Here is a 17,405-nt window from a genome sequence, read left to right on the forward strand (position 1 = left end):
GGCCAGGCCTAGAGGAGAAATAACATGCAGATGATTGATATCGAACAGTTACCTGGGGGCGTCGCTGCGCCTCCGGTACGCGTCGGCGACACCCCTATCGATGAAGCAACGATTGCGTTGGAGATGCAGTACCACCCCGCCGAAACGGCGGGGGAGGCTCAGCTTCAGGCAGCCCGGGCGTTGGTGGTCAGAGAGCTGCTGCGCCAGCGTGCTAGCGTCCTGGGCCTACTATCGACACAGGAAGTTAGCGAAGCACAGGAAGACGCGGCGATTGCTGCCCTGCTCGAACAGGAGCTTGATGTGCCCGAACCGGGGGAAGCCGATTGCCAGCGCTTTTTTGAGACCCACCGCGAGCGCTTCAGCGAACCGGTGCAGTTACGCGTTCGGCATATCCTGCTTGCGGCCGCACCCGATGACTCCCAGGGTCGCGACGACGCTTACCAGCTTGGCGAAAAGCTACTCGAACAGCTTAAGCAGATACCCGAGCGGTTTGCCGAATTTGCTCAGCACCACTCCGCGTGCCCTTCAAAAGAGCTGGATGGTGATTTGGGCTGGTTGGTATCAGGGCAGACGGTTCCAGAGTTGGATCGCGCTTTGCAGCACTTGCCCGAAGGTCTGCACGAGCGCCCCTTGGCGTCTCGCTATGGCTGGCATGTGGTGAGTATTGACGAGCGCAGAGAAGGTAGGGCGTTACCTTTCGATCAAGTTATTGACCGGGTGCGCCATAGCCTACGGGAGCAGGCAACTCGTCGCGCGCTACGTCACTATTTGCTGGCGTTAGAGAGCGAAATAGGCGTCGAAGGGATTGTTCTGGATGACGATGCGGGTGGCAGTTTGATGCAATAGCTTGATGCAACAGTAAGGCTAAGAGGAGAGGTTTGATGTCCCATGTTCCTGTAGATGCACTTTTTACTCCGCTTGGCATCGCGGTGCTAACGGTTTCCGATACGCGTGGATTCGATGAAGATGGCAGCGGTGACCTGCTGGTTAAACGTCTGAATGAAAGCGGCCATGTCCTGTTGGAGAGGCGTATCGTTGTCGATGATACCTACCAGGTTCGCGCCGTTGTCTCGGAGTGGATTGCGAGAACAGATATCCACGCGATTCTGGTTAATGGCGGCACTGGCTTTACCGCTCGGGATACGACTCCCGAGGCGTTGATACCACTGTTCGACAAAGCGATTGAGGGGTATGGCGAGCTGTTCCGCCACTACTCCCTGAAGACCATTGGCACAGCGACGATCCAGTCTCGCGCCGTGGCAGGGGTGGCCAACCGAACGATGATGTTTGCGATGCCCGGCTCGCCCAAAGCGTGTGCGTTGGCGTGGGACAGAATTATCTCTTTGCAATTGGACGCCCGCACTCGCCCCTGTAACTTTGCCGCCATGGTACTCCCTTCAGTGACTCCCTGCAGCGGACGCCATGCAGCGAGTTTTACCAGTGATCTGGAACCCTTATGAACTGTCACTGCGCAGAAATAGTCACGCCCGGCTTGTTAGATCTGTTTGATGCACGCCAACGGCTTATCGACGCTGCCACGCCCATTAATGCAGTAGAAATCATCACCCTAGAACAAGCGGCGGGGCGCGTGCTGGCAGAAACGCTGGTCGCACCTCTCGATATGCCGGGGGTGGACAATAGCGCTATGGATGGTTATGCGCTGTGTCTGGCGGATTACCAAGCGGCTCCTAGCGGCGCGGGCTTACCCATTCTCCAGCGCGTACCAGCTGGCGCAGGCGTCATGCTGCTACCGGAAGGAGGCTGCGCGCGTATTTTACCGGCGCGCCGGTGCCCATGGGGGCAGATATTGTGGTGCCTCAAGAGCGGGTAACTCTTGATCAGCGCGGGTATATACACCTCGAGGGTAACCTGGTGGTAGGCGCTAATATTCGTCGCCAGGGCGAGGAGATCCGCGTGGGAACCCCGTTACTTGCTGCAGGTGAGGCTCTTGATGCCGCGTCGATTGCGCTGCTGGCAAGTCATGGAATTAACACAGTTACCGTCAAACGGCGTCTACGGGTGGCGCTCCTCTCAACCGGTGATGAGCTAATTGCTCCCGGTACTGTCCGATCACCGGGGCAGGTATACGACAGCAATCGCGCCATGCTTAACGTACTGCTAGCACAAGCACAGTGCGATGTGCTGGATCTGGGCGTCATCGCGGATTCACCGCAGTCACTGCATCAGGCCTTTGAACATGCCCAAGCCGCTGCGGATGTGGTGATGTGCACTGGAGGTGTTTCGGTAGGCGAGGAGGATCACGTTCGACCGGTAATAGAAGAGCGCGGTGGGTTGCATTTCCATGGGGTTGCCATGAAGCCAGGGAAGCCTTTTGCGTTTGGTTATCTAGGTGCTGATCCGTCCTCTTCCACACCGTTAATTGCCCTGCCGGGCAATCCCGTGGCTTCGCTAGTGGGCTGGCAACTGCTGGCGCTAGCGTTTATTCATGCCCTGCAAGGCAAAACAGTAGCAGCACTTCAGCGTTATCCGGTAAAAGCCGGCTTTGCTCAGCGCGGCCCACGGGGGCGCTGCGAACTGTTAAGAGTGGCGCTTGATTGGTCAAAAGGGGCTCCCGTGGCGCAGTTAGCGGGTGGGCAGGGCTCGCATATGCTCAGTGCGGCTAGCCAAGCCGATGGCTATTTAATGATTAATCCCGAAACAGACGTAGCAGAAGGGAGCACCTACCACTACTACCCCATTAATCAGTTCGCCGCTTGAATTTTTATACTCACTGTGGCTGCTGATGCTGTTTGCTTTTTATAGGAGAGGGTATGTCTTCACATCACAAACCCCGCACACTGATTTATGCCTGCTCTGGCTGCTCTGATGTGGCACAACTTGCCAATAGCGTTGCCCTGCGTCTTGACCATGCAGGAGAGGCAGAAATGTCCTGCATTGCCGGTGTGGGCGGTGGTGTGCCCGGCCTCGTGCGCATTGCCCGCTCCGGGCGGCCTATCGTAGCCATTGACGGGTGCCAGATGCACTGCGCCAGCCACTGTCTCGCCAAAGCGGACGTGATGCCCACAGAGCATGTCAAGCTATATGAAAACGGCCTGCGCAAGCGACGGGGTCAGTTTTATGATGAGCAAACAATTACCAAGGTTACCGCAGAGGTAAAAGGACTCATTGCCCGGCTGCCCGTTAATGCCAGTACCCAAGAGGAGCCCGTAAAATGAATGCACTAGTTGATGGGTTTGGCCGTACAGTGCGTTACCTGCGTATATCGGTGACTGATCGTTGTGACTTCCGCTGTGTGTATTGCATGGCTGAGGAGATGACCTTTCTGCCACGCGCCCAGCTGCTGACCCTTGAGGAGATAGCTGACCTTTCTCAGGCGTTTGTCGAGCTGGGCGTGGAGAAAATTCGTCTAACTGGCGGTGAGCCGCTGGTACGCCAGGGCGTACTCACGCTAGTGCAAAAACTCGGTGCATTGGAAGGTCTGCGCGAGCTGGCGATGACCACCAACGGTTCAGGGTTGGTCAAGCATGCCGAGGCTTTGCGGCAAGGCGGGCTACATCGGCTCAATATTAGCCTCGACTCGCTAAAGCCCGAACGCTTTAAAGCATTAACCCGGACGGGGGATCTTGATCAGGTGATCGCGGGTATCCGTGCAGCGCGCCGCGCTGGCTTTCAGTCGATTAAGCTCAACGCCGTATTACTCAAGGGGCGCAATGACGATGAAATTCTCGACTTGGTAAACTTTGCCCGGGATGAACACGTCGATATAAGCTTTATTGAGGAGATGCCGCTGGGCGCTATCAGCGAGCATAACCGTGGTGAAACCTTTCTTTCCACCGATGCGGTTCGCGAGACCATAGAAAACCACTATCAACTCTTACCGACCACCGAGACCACCCTAGGGCCATCCCGCTATTACCGTATGGCAGACAGCCAGTCGCGGATTGGCTTCATCTCTCCCCATAGCCATAATTTCTGTGCTGCCTGTAACCGTGTTCGAGTAACGGCTGAAGGGCGGCTACTGCTTTGTCTGGGCAATGAGCACTCGGTAGATTTACGCGCCGTCATGCGACGTTATCCGGGGGACACCCAGCGGCTTAAATCGAGCATTGTGGCGGCAATGAAGAAAAAACCTGAGCGTCATCACTTCACGACGGATGGTGAAGTTCAAATAGTGAGGTTTATGAATGCAACTGGTGGGTAATAGGATTCGTGCAGTGTTCTAAACTAATCTTTAAGCGTTTTTAAAGTGCTTGAAACGCCCTCCCAACCACCGGGGGCTAGTGGTTAATAGCGCTTTCCGTTAAGCTCCTCTGCAATTTTTATCTGCCTGCTTTGAGGTGAGTGTATGTGGAGCCTGCTAAGGCTGTCTGCAATATCACTATCAGTACTCATGATAGCTGGTTGCTCAGATCCCAAAATTGATACTAGCTCCATGCCTGCGTCGGTTGTCTCTGTTGAGAAAGTGCGTAACTCCTTGCCCACCTACAAGCGCGATGAGTTTGATCAAGGCTTGATCATTATCGCCACGTCGACGTCGTTTAGTGGTATCGATATTCTCAACCCCCACCGCATGAATGCCGCTGAGATTGCTGAAACTGCCAATGTGCAAATGCATGGGTTAACGGGGGATCAGGTGATTCAGCGTGCCGATCAAATTCTGCGCGAGCGTCGGGCACGCGAACGCGAACAGGCTATTCGCACCTTAAAACGGCTGGAAGAGAAGCGTGCAAAAGCCATCAGTGATCAGCAGCAGTTAGCGCGGTTTACCATTGACAGTGCGCGCTATTACATGGGCTCAAGCCCTTACGGCGCTCCGGAACCTGTGATTGATCTTGAAGTGACCAATGGCACGGATCAGGCCATTTCTGAGCTACTGTTGAGGGGCGTGGTGACTAGCCTTGGCCACTCAGTACCTTGGGTGGATGAAACGTTTTACTACGTTGTTCCTGGTGGCATTGAGCCTGGAGAGACGTTGGAGTGGAGCCTTGCGCCTAACCGCTTTGGCCCTTGGGGAAATGCTCAAATACCCAGTGATGCAGAGTTGACGGTCACTTTGGAAGGACTGAAAGATCTGGATGAACAGCCATTATGGGACTCGCCCGAGCTAACGGAACACGAACTGGCCAGGCTTGAGCGACTGCAAAAGGAGTATGGTGGCATTGCCTTCTCCCGTTTGGAGTGAGCCCTGTGTACAGTAAACGCTGGAAAACCAAAACGCCCTAGCGGTTATCCGCTAGGGCGCCACCTGTCTCTACCAATAATCTTTGCGTTGAGGAGGAATACTTACTCTTTGGCTTCATGGTCGGCGAGGGCGGCAACAATCGCCTCTTCCCACTGCCCTTCGGTTAACCCCCAGTGCTCCATTTCTGATTGATCGGCACTGCCTTCCGACGCCTCGCGCAGTTTATCGACGCTGCTGCTTTCATAGCAGTGCTTGGCGAAATCTTTGGTTTTTACATCTTTTAGCTGGTTGATCATCGACATGTTGAGTTCCTTTCAAAGTCAATAGTGAGGTAATGCCCACTCAGTGTAGCTATTCTGGCCACTTTTATCTGACTTGGTTCCCAACACTGTTTAGTTGAAGTGAGAAAAAAAGCGTGGAGAAAGCTCTCCGTGGAGCTAGCCAGCCATCAGCGTATCGATAAAAATTTTACCGGCGATACTTGCCAGCAGCAGCATAACCAAATTATCGAACCAGCGGTGGGGCAGCCGATTGCCCAGGCGGGCGCCTAGAGGCATGGCGGCGAGTATGACCACAAGAGCAAGGATGCTAAACAGAAAACGTTCCAGGGTTAAAATGCCCGCGTTTAAAAGCGCCGGTATTTGGACAATCGTAATGGCGACGAAGAAAACCGAGATGGAGCCAATAAAGACGCTACGTTTTAACTGCATCGCATTGAGAAAGGTAACCGACGCTGGCGCCGACATGCCTGCAGCGCCTTGAAGCACGCCTGCCAGTAGGCCAATGGGAATCACCAGCGCGCGGCGATGTTAAAGGGCAGGGCGATGTGCCGTTTCATCACTTTGATGATGAGGTAAAGCACGATCACTCCCGCGACACCCAGGGACAATATTTCGGGAGATAACACGACTAATCCCCAAGTGCCCAGCACAATGCCTAACCCGCCAGCAATGGAGAACGCTGCCAAGAAGCGCAAGGGTAATAAGTGGCGTCGATATTGCCAAACCTGTAAGGCATTACTAAACAGGTTAGGTGCGACTAGTAGGGCGATAGCGAGTTGAACGTCGTACAGCATGGTGAGAATGGGTACGACAATAACCGGAACGCCTGAACCGATGGCGCCTTTGACGATACCTGCGACGAGTAGTGCTATAAACGCAATAAACAGCATAAGGCGACCCGGCCCCTTTTAGCGTACAGCCGCCGTTCCACCGGCAGCTGTGCGTATTGATTCCCTTCAGGATTAGGTTTTGTCTGAAAAGTCGGCGGGCGCAGCCAGTTGTCAGACAGAGCCCAAGAGCTGTTATTTCAGCACATAGCAGGGTACATAGTGCTGGCCATCGAGTTTCATGCGCCCTTGGGCGACAAACGAGGTAAGCAGCTCGTCAAGACGCTGCATGAGCTCGGGCTCTGCGGTCAGTACAAAGGGGCCGTGAGCTTCAATGGCACGAATGCCAGCCTCTTTGACATTGCCCGCGACGATCCCCGAGAAAGCGCGGCGCAGATTGGCGGCGAGCTCATGGGTGGGTTGTTGACGGTGCAGGGCCAGCGAGCGCATTGCTTCGTGCGTCGGTTCAAAAGTGGCCTGGAAGTCCCGCGCAATGGTCAGACGCCAGTTGTAGTAGAAAGCATCCTGGTGGGTGCGTCGGAATTCAGCGATCTCATCGATACCCTGACGCATGGTGCGCGCAACTGATACCGGGTCGCCGGTAATGATGGTGTAGTAGCGGCGGATACCTTCACCAAGGGTATAGACCAGGAACTCATCAATTTTCTGAAAGTAGGCCGCAGAATTAGCCGGGCCGGTGAAGATTAACGGGAAAGGAATCTCTTTGTTACTGGGGTGCAGGAGAATGCCCAGCAGATAGAGAATCTCTTCTGCAGTGCCTACGCCGCCAGGGAAAACGATAATGCCATGGCCTAAGCGTACAAAGGCTTCCAAGCGTTTTTCAATATCTGGCATGACCACCAGTTCATTGACAATGGGGTTAGGCGCTTCAGCGGCGATAATGCCGGGCTCTGAAATACCCAAATAGCGGCCCTCTTTACGCCGCTGTTTGGCATGGGCCACATTGGCGCCTTTCATGGGGCCTTTCATGGCGCCTGGCCCACAGCCGGTACAAATATCCAAGTCGCGCAGGCCTAAGTGGTAACCTACATCTTTGGTATATTCATACTCTTCCCGGGAGATAGAGTGCCCACCCCAGCACACCACCAGGCTAGGGTCACGGCCGGGTTTTAGTGTTCCCGCTTTGCGCAGAATATGGAAGACCGCATTGGTAGTTCCTTCTCCCGTACTCAGGTCAAAACGATTGTGGTGCTGAATCTCGTTGTAGACGTAAACAATATCGCGAATGATCGAGGATAGATGCTCACGGATACCGCGAATCATGCGGCCATCGACAAAGGCTTCGGCGGGGGCGTTAGTGAGCTTTAAGCGAATCCCGCGGTCTTGCTGCAGCACTTCAATATCGAAATCTTTATAGGCTTCTAAAATCGCCAGGCTATCATCGGTGGGGTTGCCGCAATTGAGTACTGCCAACGCACAGCGCCGAAGTAGATCGTGTAGACCGCTTTGAGACGTTTTATGCAGTCGGTTGACTTCATGCTGAGAGAGGACTTCGAGGCTGCCTTCGGGGGAAATAATGCTGGAAAGGGTGGCGCGAGGTTGAGCGTTTTCGGTCATTAGCGGGACTGTCCCTAATCGTTTGATGTCTCTTGGCATACTACCACGCCCAAGCGGCGGGTACAGCGCAGAAGCTGGCCCGCGCGGCTGTGCTATTATGAAGCATATTTTACAGAACGGCGGCAATAGCGCTTTTGTTTACTGGCGTTAGTTACTGGCTAAGCGATTGCCTAAAGCGTGTTCTCATAGAGAGCGGCTAAAGACCGTTACCCAAGACCATGGCGCTTCACTATGTTCAATGCCCACTATTTTCGTACCTTTATTACGCTTGTTGAAACGGGCAGTTTTACCCGTACGGCGCAACGTTTAGAGATGACCCAGCCGGGCGTAAGCCAGCACGTCCGCAAGTTAGAGGACTATTTAAATAAAGCGCTGCTAGAGCGTAAAGGGCGTAGCTTTACACTAACCGAATCGGGGCGGCGTGCTTACGACTACGCCTTAAAGCTGTTTGCTGAGCATGAGCAGTTTCGTCATGGCCTTGACGATGACTCTTTGGATAGCGGTGACTGCCGTATTGCCTCGCCGGGTAGCGTTGGCCTGATGTTCTATCCGTATATATTGGGGCAGCAGCAGATGCACCCCAATTTAACGGTCAATTATAGCTTTGCGTTTAATCACGAAATCGTTAATGACCTGCTCGAAGGGCGTTATGACATTGGGATAGTCACCGAAGCGATGCGCCACCCTGAACTGGATTGCAGTATTTGGCACGAAGAGCCGCTCTGCCTGGTGGTGCCTGCCGATTTTGCGGGCAGCACGCTGTCCGATTTAATGGGCATCGGCTTTCTCAACTATTACGATGGCATCAACCACGCCAATGCGCTGCTGCGCGCCAATTACCCCGATGAGTTCCGCTCGATGACCCATTTTCGCCATCAAGGCTTTACCAATGAAGTCAGTATGGTGCTGGATGCGGTGGCCAGAGGGTTGGGCTTTAGCGTGGTGTCGCGATTGGTATTGGAAACTTCGCCCTGGCAGCGCCAGGTAAAAGCGTTGAACCTGCCTAATGCGGTCAATGAAGTCCTCTATTTGCTGCGCCGCCGTGACTCTGTGCTGCCTAAGCGTTACGAGAAGCTGTTAGACGGCTTTCATGCTCAGCGCCTGCAAGAAAAAACGCCCCTGATGCCGTCTAGTTAAGGCACCCAGGGCGTTCTGGTTACTTAAAGCACTCCTTACTTAAAGCGCGATAAATTCACATCTTGCCAGCTACGTTGTTAGTCACGATATTCATCGATGCTGGGGCAGGAGCAGATTAACTGGCGGTCACCAAAAACGTTATCGACGCGGTTGACGGCGGGCCAGTATTTAGCGGCTTGCACCGCTGCTGTTGGGAAGGCGGCCAACTGGCGATCGTAAGGCCGCTGCCAGTCGCTATCCATTAGATCCGCCTGGGTATGCGGTGCATTGACCAGCGGATTATTATCCAGCGGCCACTCGCCGCTCTCCACTCTCGCAATCTCGTCACGAATGGCAATCATCGCATCGCAGAAGCGGTCGATTTCATACAGCGACTCAGACTCGGTGGGTTCGATCATAAGCGTGCCCGGCACTGGGAACGACATGGTCGGTGCGTGGAAGCCGTAATCCATCAGGCGTTTGGCGATATCCTCTTCGCTAATCCCCGAGGCTGCTTTGAGCGGACGAATATCGATAATGCATTCGTGAGCAACGGTGCCATTCTGCCCGCGGTAGAGAATGGGGAATGCCGCTTCCAGACGCTTGGCAATATAGTTGGCGTTTAGGATAGCTAGCTCGGTGGCTTCCCGCAGCCCGCGTGCGCCCATCATCTTAATGTAGGCCCAGGAGATAGGGAGAATTGAAGCACTGCCAAACGCCGCCGCCGATACCGCACCACTATCCGCGTTAACGCCGTTGATCGGCGTTACTACGTGGTTGGAAACGTAGGGCGCCAGATGGGCTTTCACGCCGATAGGGCCCATGCCCGGGCCGCCGCCGCCGTGGGGAATACAGAACGTTTTATGCAGGTTAAGGTGAGAGACATCGCCACCAAAATCACCGGGGCGGGTTAACCCTACCTGGGCGTTCATATTGGCGCCATCGATATACACCTGGCCACCGTTGTCGTGAACGATCTTGCACGCTTCGCGCACGCTGGTTTCAAATACGCCGTGTGTGGAAGGGTAGGTCAGCATAATGGCGGAGAGCTGGTCGCGATGCTGCTCGGCTTTAGCGCGTAGGTCTGCCATATCGATATTGCCGTTTTGGTCGCACTCGACCACCACTACTTTCATCTGCACCATAGCTGCCGAGGCCGGGTTGGTGCCGTGGGCGGAGCTTGGGATCAGGCAGACATCGCGATGTCCCTCACCCTGGGCTGCCTGATAGCGACGAATCGCCACCAGGCCTGCGTATTCGCCCTGGGCGCCGGAATTGGGTTGCATCGAGAGGTGATCGTAACCGGTGACTTCGACCAAGAAGGCTGAGAGTTCGTCGATCATTTGATGATAGCCAGCCACCTGATCGCGGGGCGCGAAGGGGTGTAGATGTGCAAACGAGGGCCAGGAGACGGGGATCATTTCGCTGGTGGCGTTAAGCTTCATGGTGCAGGATCCAAGCGGAATCATCGCATGAGCCAGCGACAGATCCTTATTCTCAAGGCGCTTCAAGTAGCGCAGCATTTCGGTTTCGCTGCGGTAACGGTTAAAGGTGGGATGGCTCAAAAAGTCGCTTTCGCGCTGGCAGACCGCGGGAATGCCGGAAGCACCGTTAGCCACCACCTGCTCGTCGAGTACTGCAACGGCAAGACCGTGCTCGTCACCCAGCAGTACGTCAAACAGCGTTGCTACGTCGCGGGCGGTGGTGGTTTCATCCAGACTTATGCCTACATCGCCATTGCCGAAGTAGTGCAGATTAATGTCGTGGGTCATGGCACGACCATGGATCTTGCCAGCGTCAATGCCGGTCAAACGCAGCGTATCGAACCAACTTTCATGCGCGAGCGTTATGCCTGCCTGCTTAAGGCCTTCGGCGAGCAGGGTTGTCAGGCGGTGAACCCGACCGGCAATTTTGCGCAGCCCTTCAGCGCCGTGATAAGTGGCGTAAAAACCTGCAATGTTGGCCAGTAACGCTTGGGCAGTACAGATGTTTGAGGTCGCTTTCTCGCGGCGGATATGCTGCTCGCGGGTCTGCATTGCCATTCGCAGGGCTGTGTTGCCGCGGCTATCTTTTGACACACCGATAATCCGCCCAGGGATCGAGCGCTTGAGTTTATCGGAAGTCGCGAAGAACGCCGCATGGGGGCCGCCAAAGCCCATGGGAACGCCAAAGCGTTGGGAGTTACCAATCACAATGTCCGCACCCAACTGGCCGGGCTCTTTAAGCAGCACCAGGCTCAACAGGTCGCTGGCCACGCAGGTCATGATGTTGCGCTCGGCCGCTGCGCTTAATAGCGGCGCCAGGTCGCGCACTTCACCACTGGCGGAGGGGTACTGGACTAAGGCCCCAAAGACATCGTGGTTGGCTAGTTCTTCAGCAGGCCCGGTGATCAAGTCAAAGCCAAAGAACTCGGCGCGGGTTTTGACCACGTCCAGCGTTTGCGGGAAAACGTCATCGGCGACGAAAAAAGCGTTGGATTTGCTTCTCTTGTTGCCACGCTTACACAGCGCCATGGCTTCGGCGGCGGCGGTGGCTTCGTCGAGCAGCGACGCATTGGCCAGCTCCATACCGGTTAGATCCATCACTACTTGTTGGAAGTTCAGCAGGCCTTCCAGACGGCCTTGAGAGATCTCTGGCTGGTAGGGGGTATAGGCGGTGTACCAGCCCGGGTTTTCCAATACGTTGCGCTGAATCACTGCGGGCATATGGGTGCCGTAGTAGCCTTGGCCAATATAGCTTTTAGTCACGCGGTTTTGCCGCGCTAGCTGGGCTAGGTACTCTAGCGCCTCTGACTCGCTGCGCGGTTCATCAAGCGCTAGCTCACGGCCAAGACGGATATCGCTCGGCACGGTCTGTTCAATCAGATCTTCCATGTGCTGCATGTTGAGCGCTTTTAACATGGTGGCCACGTCATCTTGACTTGGACCATTATGACGTTTGATAAAAGCATCGTGATCGGCCAGCTCGGCCAGACGGCGTGTTTCAAGAGACATGAAGAAGATTCCGGACGTTAAGAGAGAACCGTGCAGGGCGATAAGCGCAGAGCCGCCAAAATTAACGACAGGCCCTGCTATTTAATGCGACTAAATGACTTAGTCGTCGGCGCTTAGCGTTGCTTGATAGGCGTCGGCATCCAGCAGGCCGTCAAGGGCGTCGCCGTCTAAGCGCACTTTCATAATCCAGCCACCTTCGTAAGGCGCTTCATTGACCGTTTCGGGGGCGTCTTCAAGGGTTTCATTCACCTCAATGACTTCGCCAACCACTGGCGAGTAGAGATCAGAAGCGGCTTTGACCGATTCGATAACGCCAAACTCTTGGCCTTTGCTCAGCGCGGTACCTACTTCAGGCAGTTCAACGAACACGACATCACCTAACGCCTGCTGGGCGTGATCAGTAATGCCAACGGTCACGGTGCCGTCTTGATTATCAAGCACCCACTCGTGGCTTTCAGCGTAACGGAGATTGGCAGGAAGATTGCTCATGATGTTTTCCTATATGAAACAGTTTACTGGGCCCGAGCATACTAGCGTTTGTCGCTCGCCTTGGCGAATAGTGGCTAGGGCGGGTCGAGCGAATAAACCAGCATGTTAACGTGTTTCCAATCGGAAACAAATTTCTTCTTTGCTCCATAGCGTGCTGGGTAGCGTTATCTGTCCAGTTACTTTTTCGCCTGGGGGCAGAAGTCGGATTATGAAAAAAGCGGTATCCTCTATGCGCAAGCGACATCACCCTAGATGCTTGCTAAGTTTATGGTGTAAAACGTTTACATCCTATGCTAACCAGCCATAGCGACGTCGCAAATAACCACTATATGGTAGCCAATCAACAATACACACCACCATTGCATACCAACAAAGCGAGGAAATGAACATGGAAGCATTAACTAGCCTCTTAGGGGCAATCAACGGCGTGGTCTGGGGGCCCGTCATGTTGATTCTGCTACTCGGTGTGGGGATTTACCTGCAGCTTGGCTTGAAACTGATGCCGATTAGAAAGCTCGGCATGGGTTTCAAGCTAATGTGGGCCGGGCGTGATGCGAAGCCTGGGGTGGGTAAAGCAGCCCCTTCCAAAGAGGGTGATGAAGGGGAAATATCGCCTTTTGATGCCTTGATGACCGCACTCTCTGCGACCATCGGCACCGGTAATATTGCCGGTGTCGCCACGGCCATCGCGTTAGGTGGGCCCGGCGCGGTGTTTTGGATGTGGATTACCGCACTGGTGGGCATGGCCACTAAGTTTTCCGAAGCGGTGCTGGCCGTGCGTTATCGTGAAACTGATAGTACCGGTTATCACGTGGGCGGGCCGATGTTTTACATCAAGAATGGCCTGGGTAAAAAGTGGCTATGGTTAGGCGGCCTGTTCTCGTTTTTTGGCGCTGTCGCAGCCTTTGGGATCGGCAATACCGTTCAGTCCAACTCCGTTGCTGACGCCATGGACGCCACCTTCGGTGTGCCGCACTGGCTCACAGGTGTGGTTATTATGGTACTGGCGGGCGCGGTGATACTGGGCGGTATCAAGCGTATCGCTAAAGTAGCGGGCAAGTTGGTGCCAGTTATGGGCATTGCCTATGTAGTGGCTGGCTTGTTGGTATTGATCGTCAATGCCGGGCAGATCGGTGAAGCCTTTGGGTTGATCTTCTACTACGCCTTTAACCCCATGGCGGCTGCAGGCGGTTTCGCGGGTGCTGCTGTCATGGCGGCGATTCGTTTTGGTGTGGCACGCGGTATCTTCTCCAACGAAGCGGGCTTGGGTAGTGCGCCTATTGCTCACGCAGCGGCCAAAACCAAGAACCCGGTACGCCAGGGCTTAATCGCGATGCTGGGTACCTTTATCGATACCATCATTGTGTGCACGATTACCGCGCTGGTGATTTTGACCTCAACGGTTTGGCAAGAAGGTGAAGCGGGGGCGTCGCTGACCGCGCTCTCGTTTGATGCGGCACTGCCTGGCTTTGGTAATCAGATCGTTGCTGTTGCCTTGGCGGTTTTCGCCTTTACCACCATTCTGGGCTGGTCATTTTACGGTGAGAAGTGCTGCCAGTTCCTTTTTGGTACCCGCTCAATTATGCTCTACCGCGTACTGTTCGTACTGGCTATTCCGCTGGGCGCTATCGCTCAACTGGGCTTTATCTGGCTCATGGCGGATACCTTCAACGCTATGATGGCAATCCCGAACCTAATTGCCTTGGCACTACTTTCGCCGGTAGTCTTTAAGCTAACCAAGGACTATTTTGACGGCAAAGACGTATTGCCGGGTGAAGAACTGGGTCACGATCAATAATGCCCACAGCGCGTTCATTGGCGCTGTAGGTGAAGGTGAATAACAGGAGAGTCGGGAAGACACTTGATCGGTGGCTTCCCGTTCTCTTTTTTGAGCGAACACTTTTAAATGAGGAAAGCCCCTATGTCTGAATTAAAGCAAACGCCACTGCATGCGCTGCACCTCAAGCTAGGCGCCAAGATGGTACCTTTTGCTGGCTACGATATGCCGGTGCAGTATCCGTTGGGGGTCAAAAAAGAGCATGAGCATACCCGCCATAAGTGCGGGCTGTTTGATGTCTCCCATATGGGGCAAATCAGCGTTTCCGGTGACAGCGTGGCCGAAGCTCTGGAAACCTTGATTCCTGCTGATTTAATGGGCCTTGAGAAGGGGGGGCAACGTTACGGGCTGTTCACCAACGCTGAAGGCGGCATTATTGACGACCTGATGGTGGTCAATGCAGGCGATCACTTCTATTTGGTGGTGAACGCCGCTTGTAAAGATCAGGATTTGGCGCACCTGCGGCTTAATTTGGCCTCAACGCATACGATTGAACCTTTGGATCGTGGCCTACTGGCGTTGCAGGGCCCCCAGGCGCGGGAGGTGATGCAGCGGCTTTGCCCTGAAGCCTGTGAGCTGGTGTTTATGCAGCATGCCCGCTTCACCATTGCCGGGCAGGAAGTATGGGTGAGCCGCAGCGGCTATACCGGCGAAGATGGTTTTGAGATTTCTGTCGCTGCCGATGCCTGTGAAGCGTTCGCCGAGCGTTTGCTGGCCGAGCCTGAAGTCGAAGCGATTGGCCTGGGAGCGCGTGACTCGCTACGTTTGGAAGCGGGTTTATGCCTATACGGGCACGATATGGATGAGCAGACCACGCCGGTGGAGGCGGGTCTGATTTGGGCAATCGGCAAGCCGCGTCGCCGTGATGGTGATCGGCCTGGCGGTTTCCAGGGGCAGACGTGATTCTTCATCAGGTCGATGCCAAGGATCACACCCGCAAGCGCGTTGGGCTATTGGCTGAAGGTCGGGCGCCGGTGCGCGAGGGTGCACCGCTGGTTGATGAGGCGGGCAACGAAATAGGCAGCGTAACCTCCGGTAGCTTTGGCCCAAGTGTCGGTAAGCCGGTGGCGATGGGGTATGTCAGTCGCGAGCTGGAAGCGCCGCAAAGTGTCGTGTTCGCGGTAGTACGCGGTAAGCAGCTACCCATGGTGGTGACTCCCATGCCGTTTGTAAAACCGGGCTACTACCGGGGATAAAGGTGTTACCACTGTCCCGCGGCCCCCGCTTATGTAGGGGGCCGCTGTTTTATTAAGAACAGTATGACCAAGCAACTGTTTTAGCGCAGTACCTGCTTGGGATCGATGGGCTTGCCACCTTGGCGCAGATCAAAGAGCAGATCATAGCGCTGGGTGGCACTGCTTTGACCTACCTCGCAGAGCGGATCCCCGGTGCTCACCTGTTTGCCTACCTCGACCAAAATCCGCTCGCAAAGGGCGTACACGGTCTGCAGATTGTCGGCATGGTGCACAATCACCACTTCACCTAGCTGACGCATACCGTCGGCAAAGCGCACCTCACCGGGGGCGACGGCTTTAGCCTGGGCACCGGCTTGAGTAGCCAGCAGCATGGGCTGAAGAGTGCCACGGCTGTCCGCCCCGAAGCGACGAACCACGCGATAATCATCCAGCGGCCAGGGCCAGCGCCGGGCTGAAGAGGGTAGTGTCTGACTGGGCGCGCTACTGGTGGGTGCAGTGGCAGGCTTGTTAGCGTTTGATGCACTACTACTGCTTGCCGAGCCTTGCGATGAGCTGCGCGTCGCTGAACCACTTAGCGGTAGACTGACTATTTGGCCAATTCTCAAATTAGTGGGAGAGGCGCTAGGGTTGGCGCTCTGAATGCGGCCACTGGTGGTGCCAAAGTGTCGGGCGATACTCGAGAACGTATCGCCAGGACGGATTTGGTAGCGGTAGGGGCCCCCGGAAGGTGCCCGCTCTTGTTGAGTGGGAATGAGCAGGCGCTGGCCAATTTCCAGGCGACGAGCATTAACACCAGGGTTAAAACGCTCCAAACGCTCCAGCGGCACGTTAGCTCGGGCCGCCAGTTTACCCAGCGTATCGCCACGCTGCACTTGCACCCAGTCACCGCTAATCTGGCTGGCGCTGGGAGCAGCCGCTCGCTGGGATGATGGAGGAGCACTGGAGCAACCGGTGAGTAGCCCCACTAACAGCCAAACGGTGAGCCATCCAGCTAGTCGTGATCGGTTCGGCTGTCCAGCATGCCATCTTTTTCCAACCAGAGTGCATTGATCCATGTGTGGAAGCGTTCCTTATGCTGCTTTTCTTCGTGGTTATCTGATGCGTACATCCACTCAGGAATGCTGAGTTGCCGTGCCTGCAGTGTGACGGGCGCTTCCTTGCCGCATAAAAAGCCCCAAAATGTCGGCGAGGGGTTGGCGTAGCTGATCGTCACATCCAGGATACCATCCAATTGGTTGCCTAGCAGACTAAGTACCTGGGCAATGCCGCCTGCTTTGGGGCGCAATAAATGGCGGTAGGGACTCTGCTGGGCATCGCGTTTGGCAACCGAGAAGCGGGTGCCTTCGACAAAGTTAAAAATGGCAATGGGTGAGAGGCGCGCCTGCTGACACATCCGCTCGGTAGCGGCACGGTCAATGGTGGCCAGCTTTGGATTTTTGGCAATCTGTTCGCGACTAAAGCGGCGCATAAAAGGAAATTCCAGTGCCCAAAAAGCCAGCCCCACAATGGGGATCCAGATTAATTGACGTTTTAGGAAAAAGCGTGGCATGGGGATACGCCGGTGCAGCGCCATTAGCAGCATAAAGATATCTGTCCAGCTGCGGTGGTTGGAAATGACCAGCCACCACTGCTGCGGGCTCAAATGGTCGGGGACGCTGGCGTGTAGCACGGGCTTGAGCCAGTGGCGCATCCACCAGAGATTGACGCCTATCCAGTTTAGCGCGACCCCATTTAGCCCCCGCAGCACTAACTGTCTAAGCCGTTGCCCTGGGGCGATGACTTTCAGTAGTGTCAGCAGAATGAGAGGTACGCCCCAGAACAGCGTGTTGAGCGTTAGCAGCAGTGCGCTAACCAGCCCCTTAAAAATAGGCATACCGCGTTTCCTTACCATCAAACTCATAGCGTAATACTGAATGCTAAATGATCCTAGCCACGCTGCCCAGCA

At 55.1% G+C, this 17,405-nt stretch carries 16 protein-coding genes and 2 pseudogenes; 10 read left to right on the forward strand and 8 right to left on the reverse strand.

The features are described from left to right. The first annotated feature begins 24 nt into the window (after window positions 1-24). The 7 genes and pseudogenes from OM794_RS10545 to OM794_RS10575 all read left to right on the forward strand — a co-directional run bounded on the left by OM794_RS10545 (window position 25) and on the right by OM794_RS10575 (window position 5,143). Window positions 25-846 carry a peptidylprolyl isomerase gene (locus OM794_RS10545; RefSeq protein WP_226249904.1) on the forward strand — a complete coding sequence of 274 codons (822 nt, stop codon included), beginning with the start codon at window positions 25-27 and terminating at the stop codon, window positions 844-846. 35 nt (window positions 847-881) lie between these two features. After that, on the forward strand, window positions 882-1,460 hold the full coding sequence (moaB, locus tag OM794_RS10550) for a molybdenum cofactor biosynthesis protein B (RefSeq protein WP_226249905.1): 579 nt from the start codon (window positions 882-884) through the stop codon (window positions 1,458-1,460). Beyond that, window positions 1,457-2,385: pseudogene (locus tag OM794_RS10555) on the forward strand (molybdopterin molybdotransferase MoeA); the annotation flags it as partial. The gene moaB and the pseudogene OM794_RS10555, both read left to right, overlap by 4 nt. A 159-nt stretch (window positions 2,386-2,544) precedes the next feature. Next, window positions 2,545-2,718, forward strand: coding sequence for a hypothetical protein (locus tag OM794_RS10560; RefSeq protein ID WP_265154634.1), 174 nt, complete (start codon window positions 2,545-2,547; stop codon window positions 2,716-2,718). 53 nt (window positions 2,719-2,771) lie between these two features. Next, entirely contained in the window at window positions 2,772-3,176 is a 405-nt protein-coding gene (locus tag OM794_RS10565) for a putative zinc-binding protein (RefSeq protein WP_226249907.1), read from the forward strand. Then, window positions 3,173-4,162 carry a GTP 3',8-cyclase MoaA gene (gene moaA / locus OM794_RS10570; protein WP_226249908.1) on the forward strand — a complete coding sequence of 330 codons (990 nt, stop codon included), beginning with the start codon at window positions 3,173-3,175 and terminating at the stop codon, window positions 4,160-4,162. The genes OM794_RS10565 and moaA overlap by 4 nt, the downstream gene beginning before the upstream one ends. 189 nt (window positions 4,163-4,351) lie before the next feature. Next, a complete protein-coding gene (locus OM794_RS10575) occupies window positions 4,352-5,143 on the forward strand; it encodes a DUF6694 family lipoprotein (protein ID WP_413229671.1) in 792 nt (263 codons plus the stop codon). Between the two features lie 101 nt (window positions 5,144-5,244). Here the strand turns inward: OM794_RS10575 and OM794_RS10580 are convergent, their stop codons facing one another. The 4 genes from OM794_RS10580 to ppnN all read right to left on the reverse strand — a co-directional run bounded on the left by OM794_RS10580 (window position 5,245) and on the right by ppnN (window position 7,829). Next, window positions 5,245-5,445, reverse strand: coding sequence for a hypothetical protein (locus OM794_RS10580; RefSeq protein ID WP_088701505.1), 201 nt, complete (start codon window positions 5,443-5,445; stop codon window positions 5,245-5,247). A 135-nt stretch (window positions 5,446-5,580) separates the two neighbouring features. Next, complete coding sequence (locus OM794_RS10585) at window positions 5,581-5,889, reverse strand: hypothetical protein (RefSeq protein WP_265154582.1); 309 nt, start codon at window positions 5,887-5,889, stop codon at window positions 5,581-5,583. Between the two features lie 44 nt (window positions 5,890-5,933). Then, window positions 5,934-6,314 (reverse strand): sulfite exporter TauE/SafE family protein, encoded by a 381-nt coding sequence (locus OM794_RS10590; RefSeq protein WP_265154584.1) that lies wholly within the window; start codon window positions 6,312-6,314, stop codon window positions 5,934-5,936. Between the two features lie 132 nt (window positions 6,315-6,446). After that, on the reverse strand, window positions 6,447-7,829 hold the full coding sequence (gene ppnN, locus OM794_RS10595; protein WP_211594279.1) for a nucleotide 5'-monophosphate nucleosidase PpnN: 1,383 nt from the start codon (window positions 7,827-7,829) through the stop codon (window positions 6,447-6,449). A 231-nt stretch (window positions 7,830-8,060) separates the two neighbouring features. On the opposite strand from ppnN, the gene OM794_RS10600 reads away from it, so the two are divergent. Further along, window positions 8,061-8,966 carry a LysR family transcriptional regulator gene (locus tag OM794_RS10600; protein ID WP_211594280.1) on the forward strand — a complete coding sequence of 302 codons (906 nt, stop codon included), beginning with the start codon at window positions 8,061-8,063 and terminating at the stop codon, window positions 8,964-8,966. Between the two features lie 77 nt (window positions 8,967-9,043). Here the strand turns inward: OM794_RS10600 and gcvP are convergent, their stop codons facing one another. Together gcvP and gcvH are read right to left on the reverse strand one after the other, a co-directional pair. Further along, window positions 9,044-11,938 carry an aminomethyl-transferring glycine dehydrogenase gene (gcvP, locus tag OM794_RS10605; RefSeq protein ID WP_226249911.1) on the reverse strand — a complete coding sequence of 965 codons (2,895 nt, stop codon included), beginning with the start codon at window positions 11,936-11,938 and terminating at the stop codon, window positions 9,044-9,046. 99 nt (window positions 11,939-12,037) lie between these two features. Next, window positions 12,038-12,427, reverse strand: coding sequence for a glycine cleavage system protein GcvH (gene gcvH / locus OM794_RS10610; RefSeq protein ID WP_211594282.1), 390 nt, complete (start codon window positions 12,425-12,427; stop codon window positions 12,038-12,040). A gap of 388 nt (window positions 12,428-12,815) precedes the next feature. Here gcvH and OM794_RS10615 point away from each other — a divergent pair, with 388 nt between their 5' ends. Then, window positions 12,816-14,225, forward strand: a complete 1,410-nt coding sequence (locus OM794_RS10615) for an alanine/glycine:cation symporter family protein (RefSeq protein WP_226249912.1) — start codon at window positions 12,816-12,818, stop codon at window positions 14,223-14,225. A gap of 123 nt (window positions 14,226-14,348) precedes the next feature. Beyond that, window positions 14,349-15,460, forward strand: a pseudogene (gene gcvT / locus OM794_RS10620) (glycine cleavage system aminomethyltransferase GcvT). Between the two features lie 80 nt (window positions 15,461-15,540). Here the strand turns inward: gcvT and OM794_RS10625 are convergent. Both OM794_RS10625 and OM794_RS10630 read right to left on the reverse strand, forming a co-directional pair. Next, a complete protein-coding gene (locus tag OM794_RS10625) occupies window positions 15,541-16,338 on the reverse strand; it encodes a LysM peptidoglycan-binding domain-containing protein (protein WP_226250041.1) in 798 nt (265 codons plus the stop codon). 113 nt (window positions 16,339-16,451) lie between these two features. After that, window positions 16,452-17,333 (reverse strand): acyltransferase, encoded by an 882-nt coding sequence (locus OM794_RS10630; RefSeq protein WP_211594285.1) that lies wholly within the window; start codon window positions 17,331-17,333, stop codon window positions 16,452-16,454. Between the last annotated feature and the right edge of the window lie 72 nt (window positions 17,334-17,405).

This window comes from Halomonas sp. BDJS001 (assembly GCF_026104355.1).
GTDB lineage: Bacteria > Pseudomonadota > Gammaproteobacteria > Pseudomonadales > Halomonadaceae > Vreelandella.

Excerpts from the sequence above, each read along its gene's own strand:
- OM794_RS10585 (WP_265154582.1), bottom strand. The coding sequence starts at position 5,889 with ATGTCGGCGCCAGCGTCGGTTACCTTTCTCAATGCGATGCAGTTAAAA.
- gcvP (WP_226249911.1), bottom strand. The coding sequence starts at position 11,938 with ATGTCTCTTGAAACACGCCGTCTGGCCGAGCTGGCCGATCACGATGCT.
- moaA (WP_226249908.1), top strand. The coding sequence starts at position 3,173 with ATGAATGCACTAGTTGATGGGTTTGGCCGTACAGTGCGTTACCTGCGT.
- OM794_RS10580 (WP_088701505.1), bottom strand. The coding sequence starts at position 5,445 with ATGTCGATGATCAACCAGCTAAAAGATGTAAAAACCAAAGATTTCGCC.
- ppnN (WP_211594279.1), bottom strand. The coding sequence starts at position 7,829 with ATGACCGAAAACGCTCAACCTCGCGCCACCCTTTCCAGCATTATTTCC.
- OM794_RS10600 (WP_211594280.1), top strand. The coding sequence starts at position 8,061 with ATGTTCAATGCCCACTATTTTCGTACCTTTATTACGCTTGTTGAAACG.
- OM794_RS10590 (WP_265154584.1), bottom strand. The coding sequence starts at position 6,314 with ATGCTGTTTATTGCGTTTATAGCACTACTCGTCGCAGGTATCGTCAAA.
- OM794_RS10565 (WP_226249907.1), top strand. The coding sequence starts at position 2,772 with ATGTCTTCACATCACAAACCCCGCACACTGATTTATGCCTGCTCTGGC.
- moaB (WP_226249905.1), top strand. The coding sequence starts at position 882 with ATGTCCCATGTTCCTGTAGATGCACTTTTTACTCCGCTTGGCATCGCG.
- OM794_RS10615 (WP_226249912.1), top strand. The coding sequence starts at position 12,816 with ATGGAAGCATTAACTAGCCTCTTAGGGGCAATCAACGGCGTGGTCTGG.
- gcvH (WP_211594282.1), bottom strand. The coding sequence starts at position 12,427 with ATGAGCAATCTTCCTGCCAATCTCCGTTACGCTGAAAGCCACGAGTGG.
- OM794_RS10575 (WP_413229671.1), top strand. The coding sequence starts at position 4,352 with ATGATAGCTGGTTGCTCAGATCCCAAAATTGATACTAGCTCCATGCCT.
- OM794_RS10545 (WP_226249904.1), top strand. The coding sequence starts at position 25 with ATGCAGATGATTGATATCGAACAGTTACCTGGGGGCGTCGCTGCGCCT.
- OM794_RS10630 (WP_211594285.1), bottom strand. The coding sequence starts at position 17,333 with ATGCCTATTTTTAAGGGGCTGGTTAGCGCACTGCTGCTAACGCTCAAC.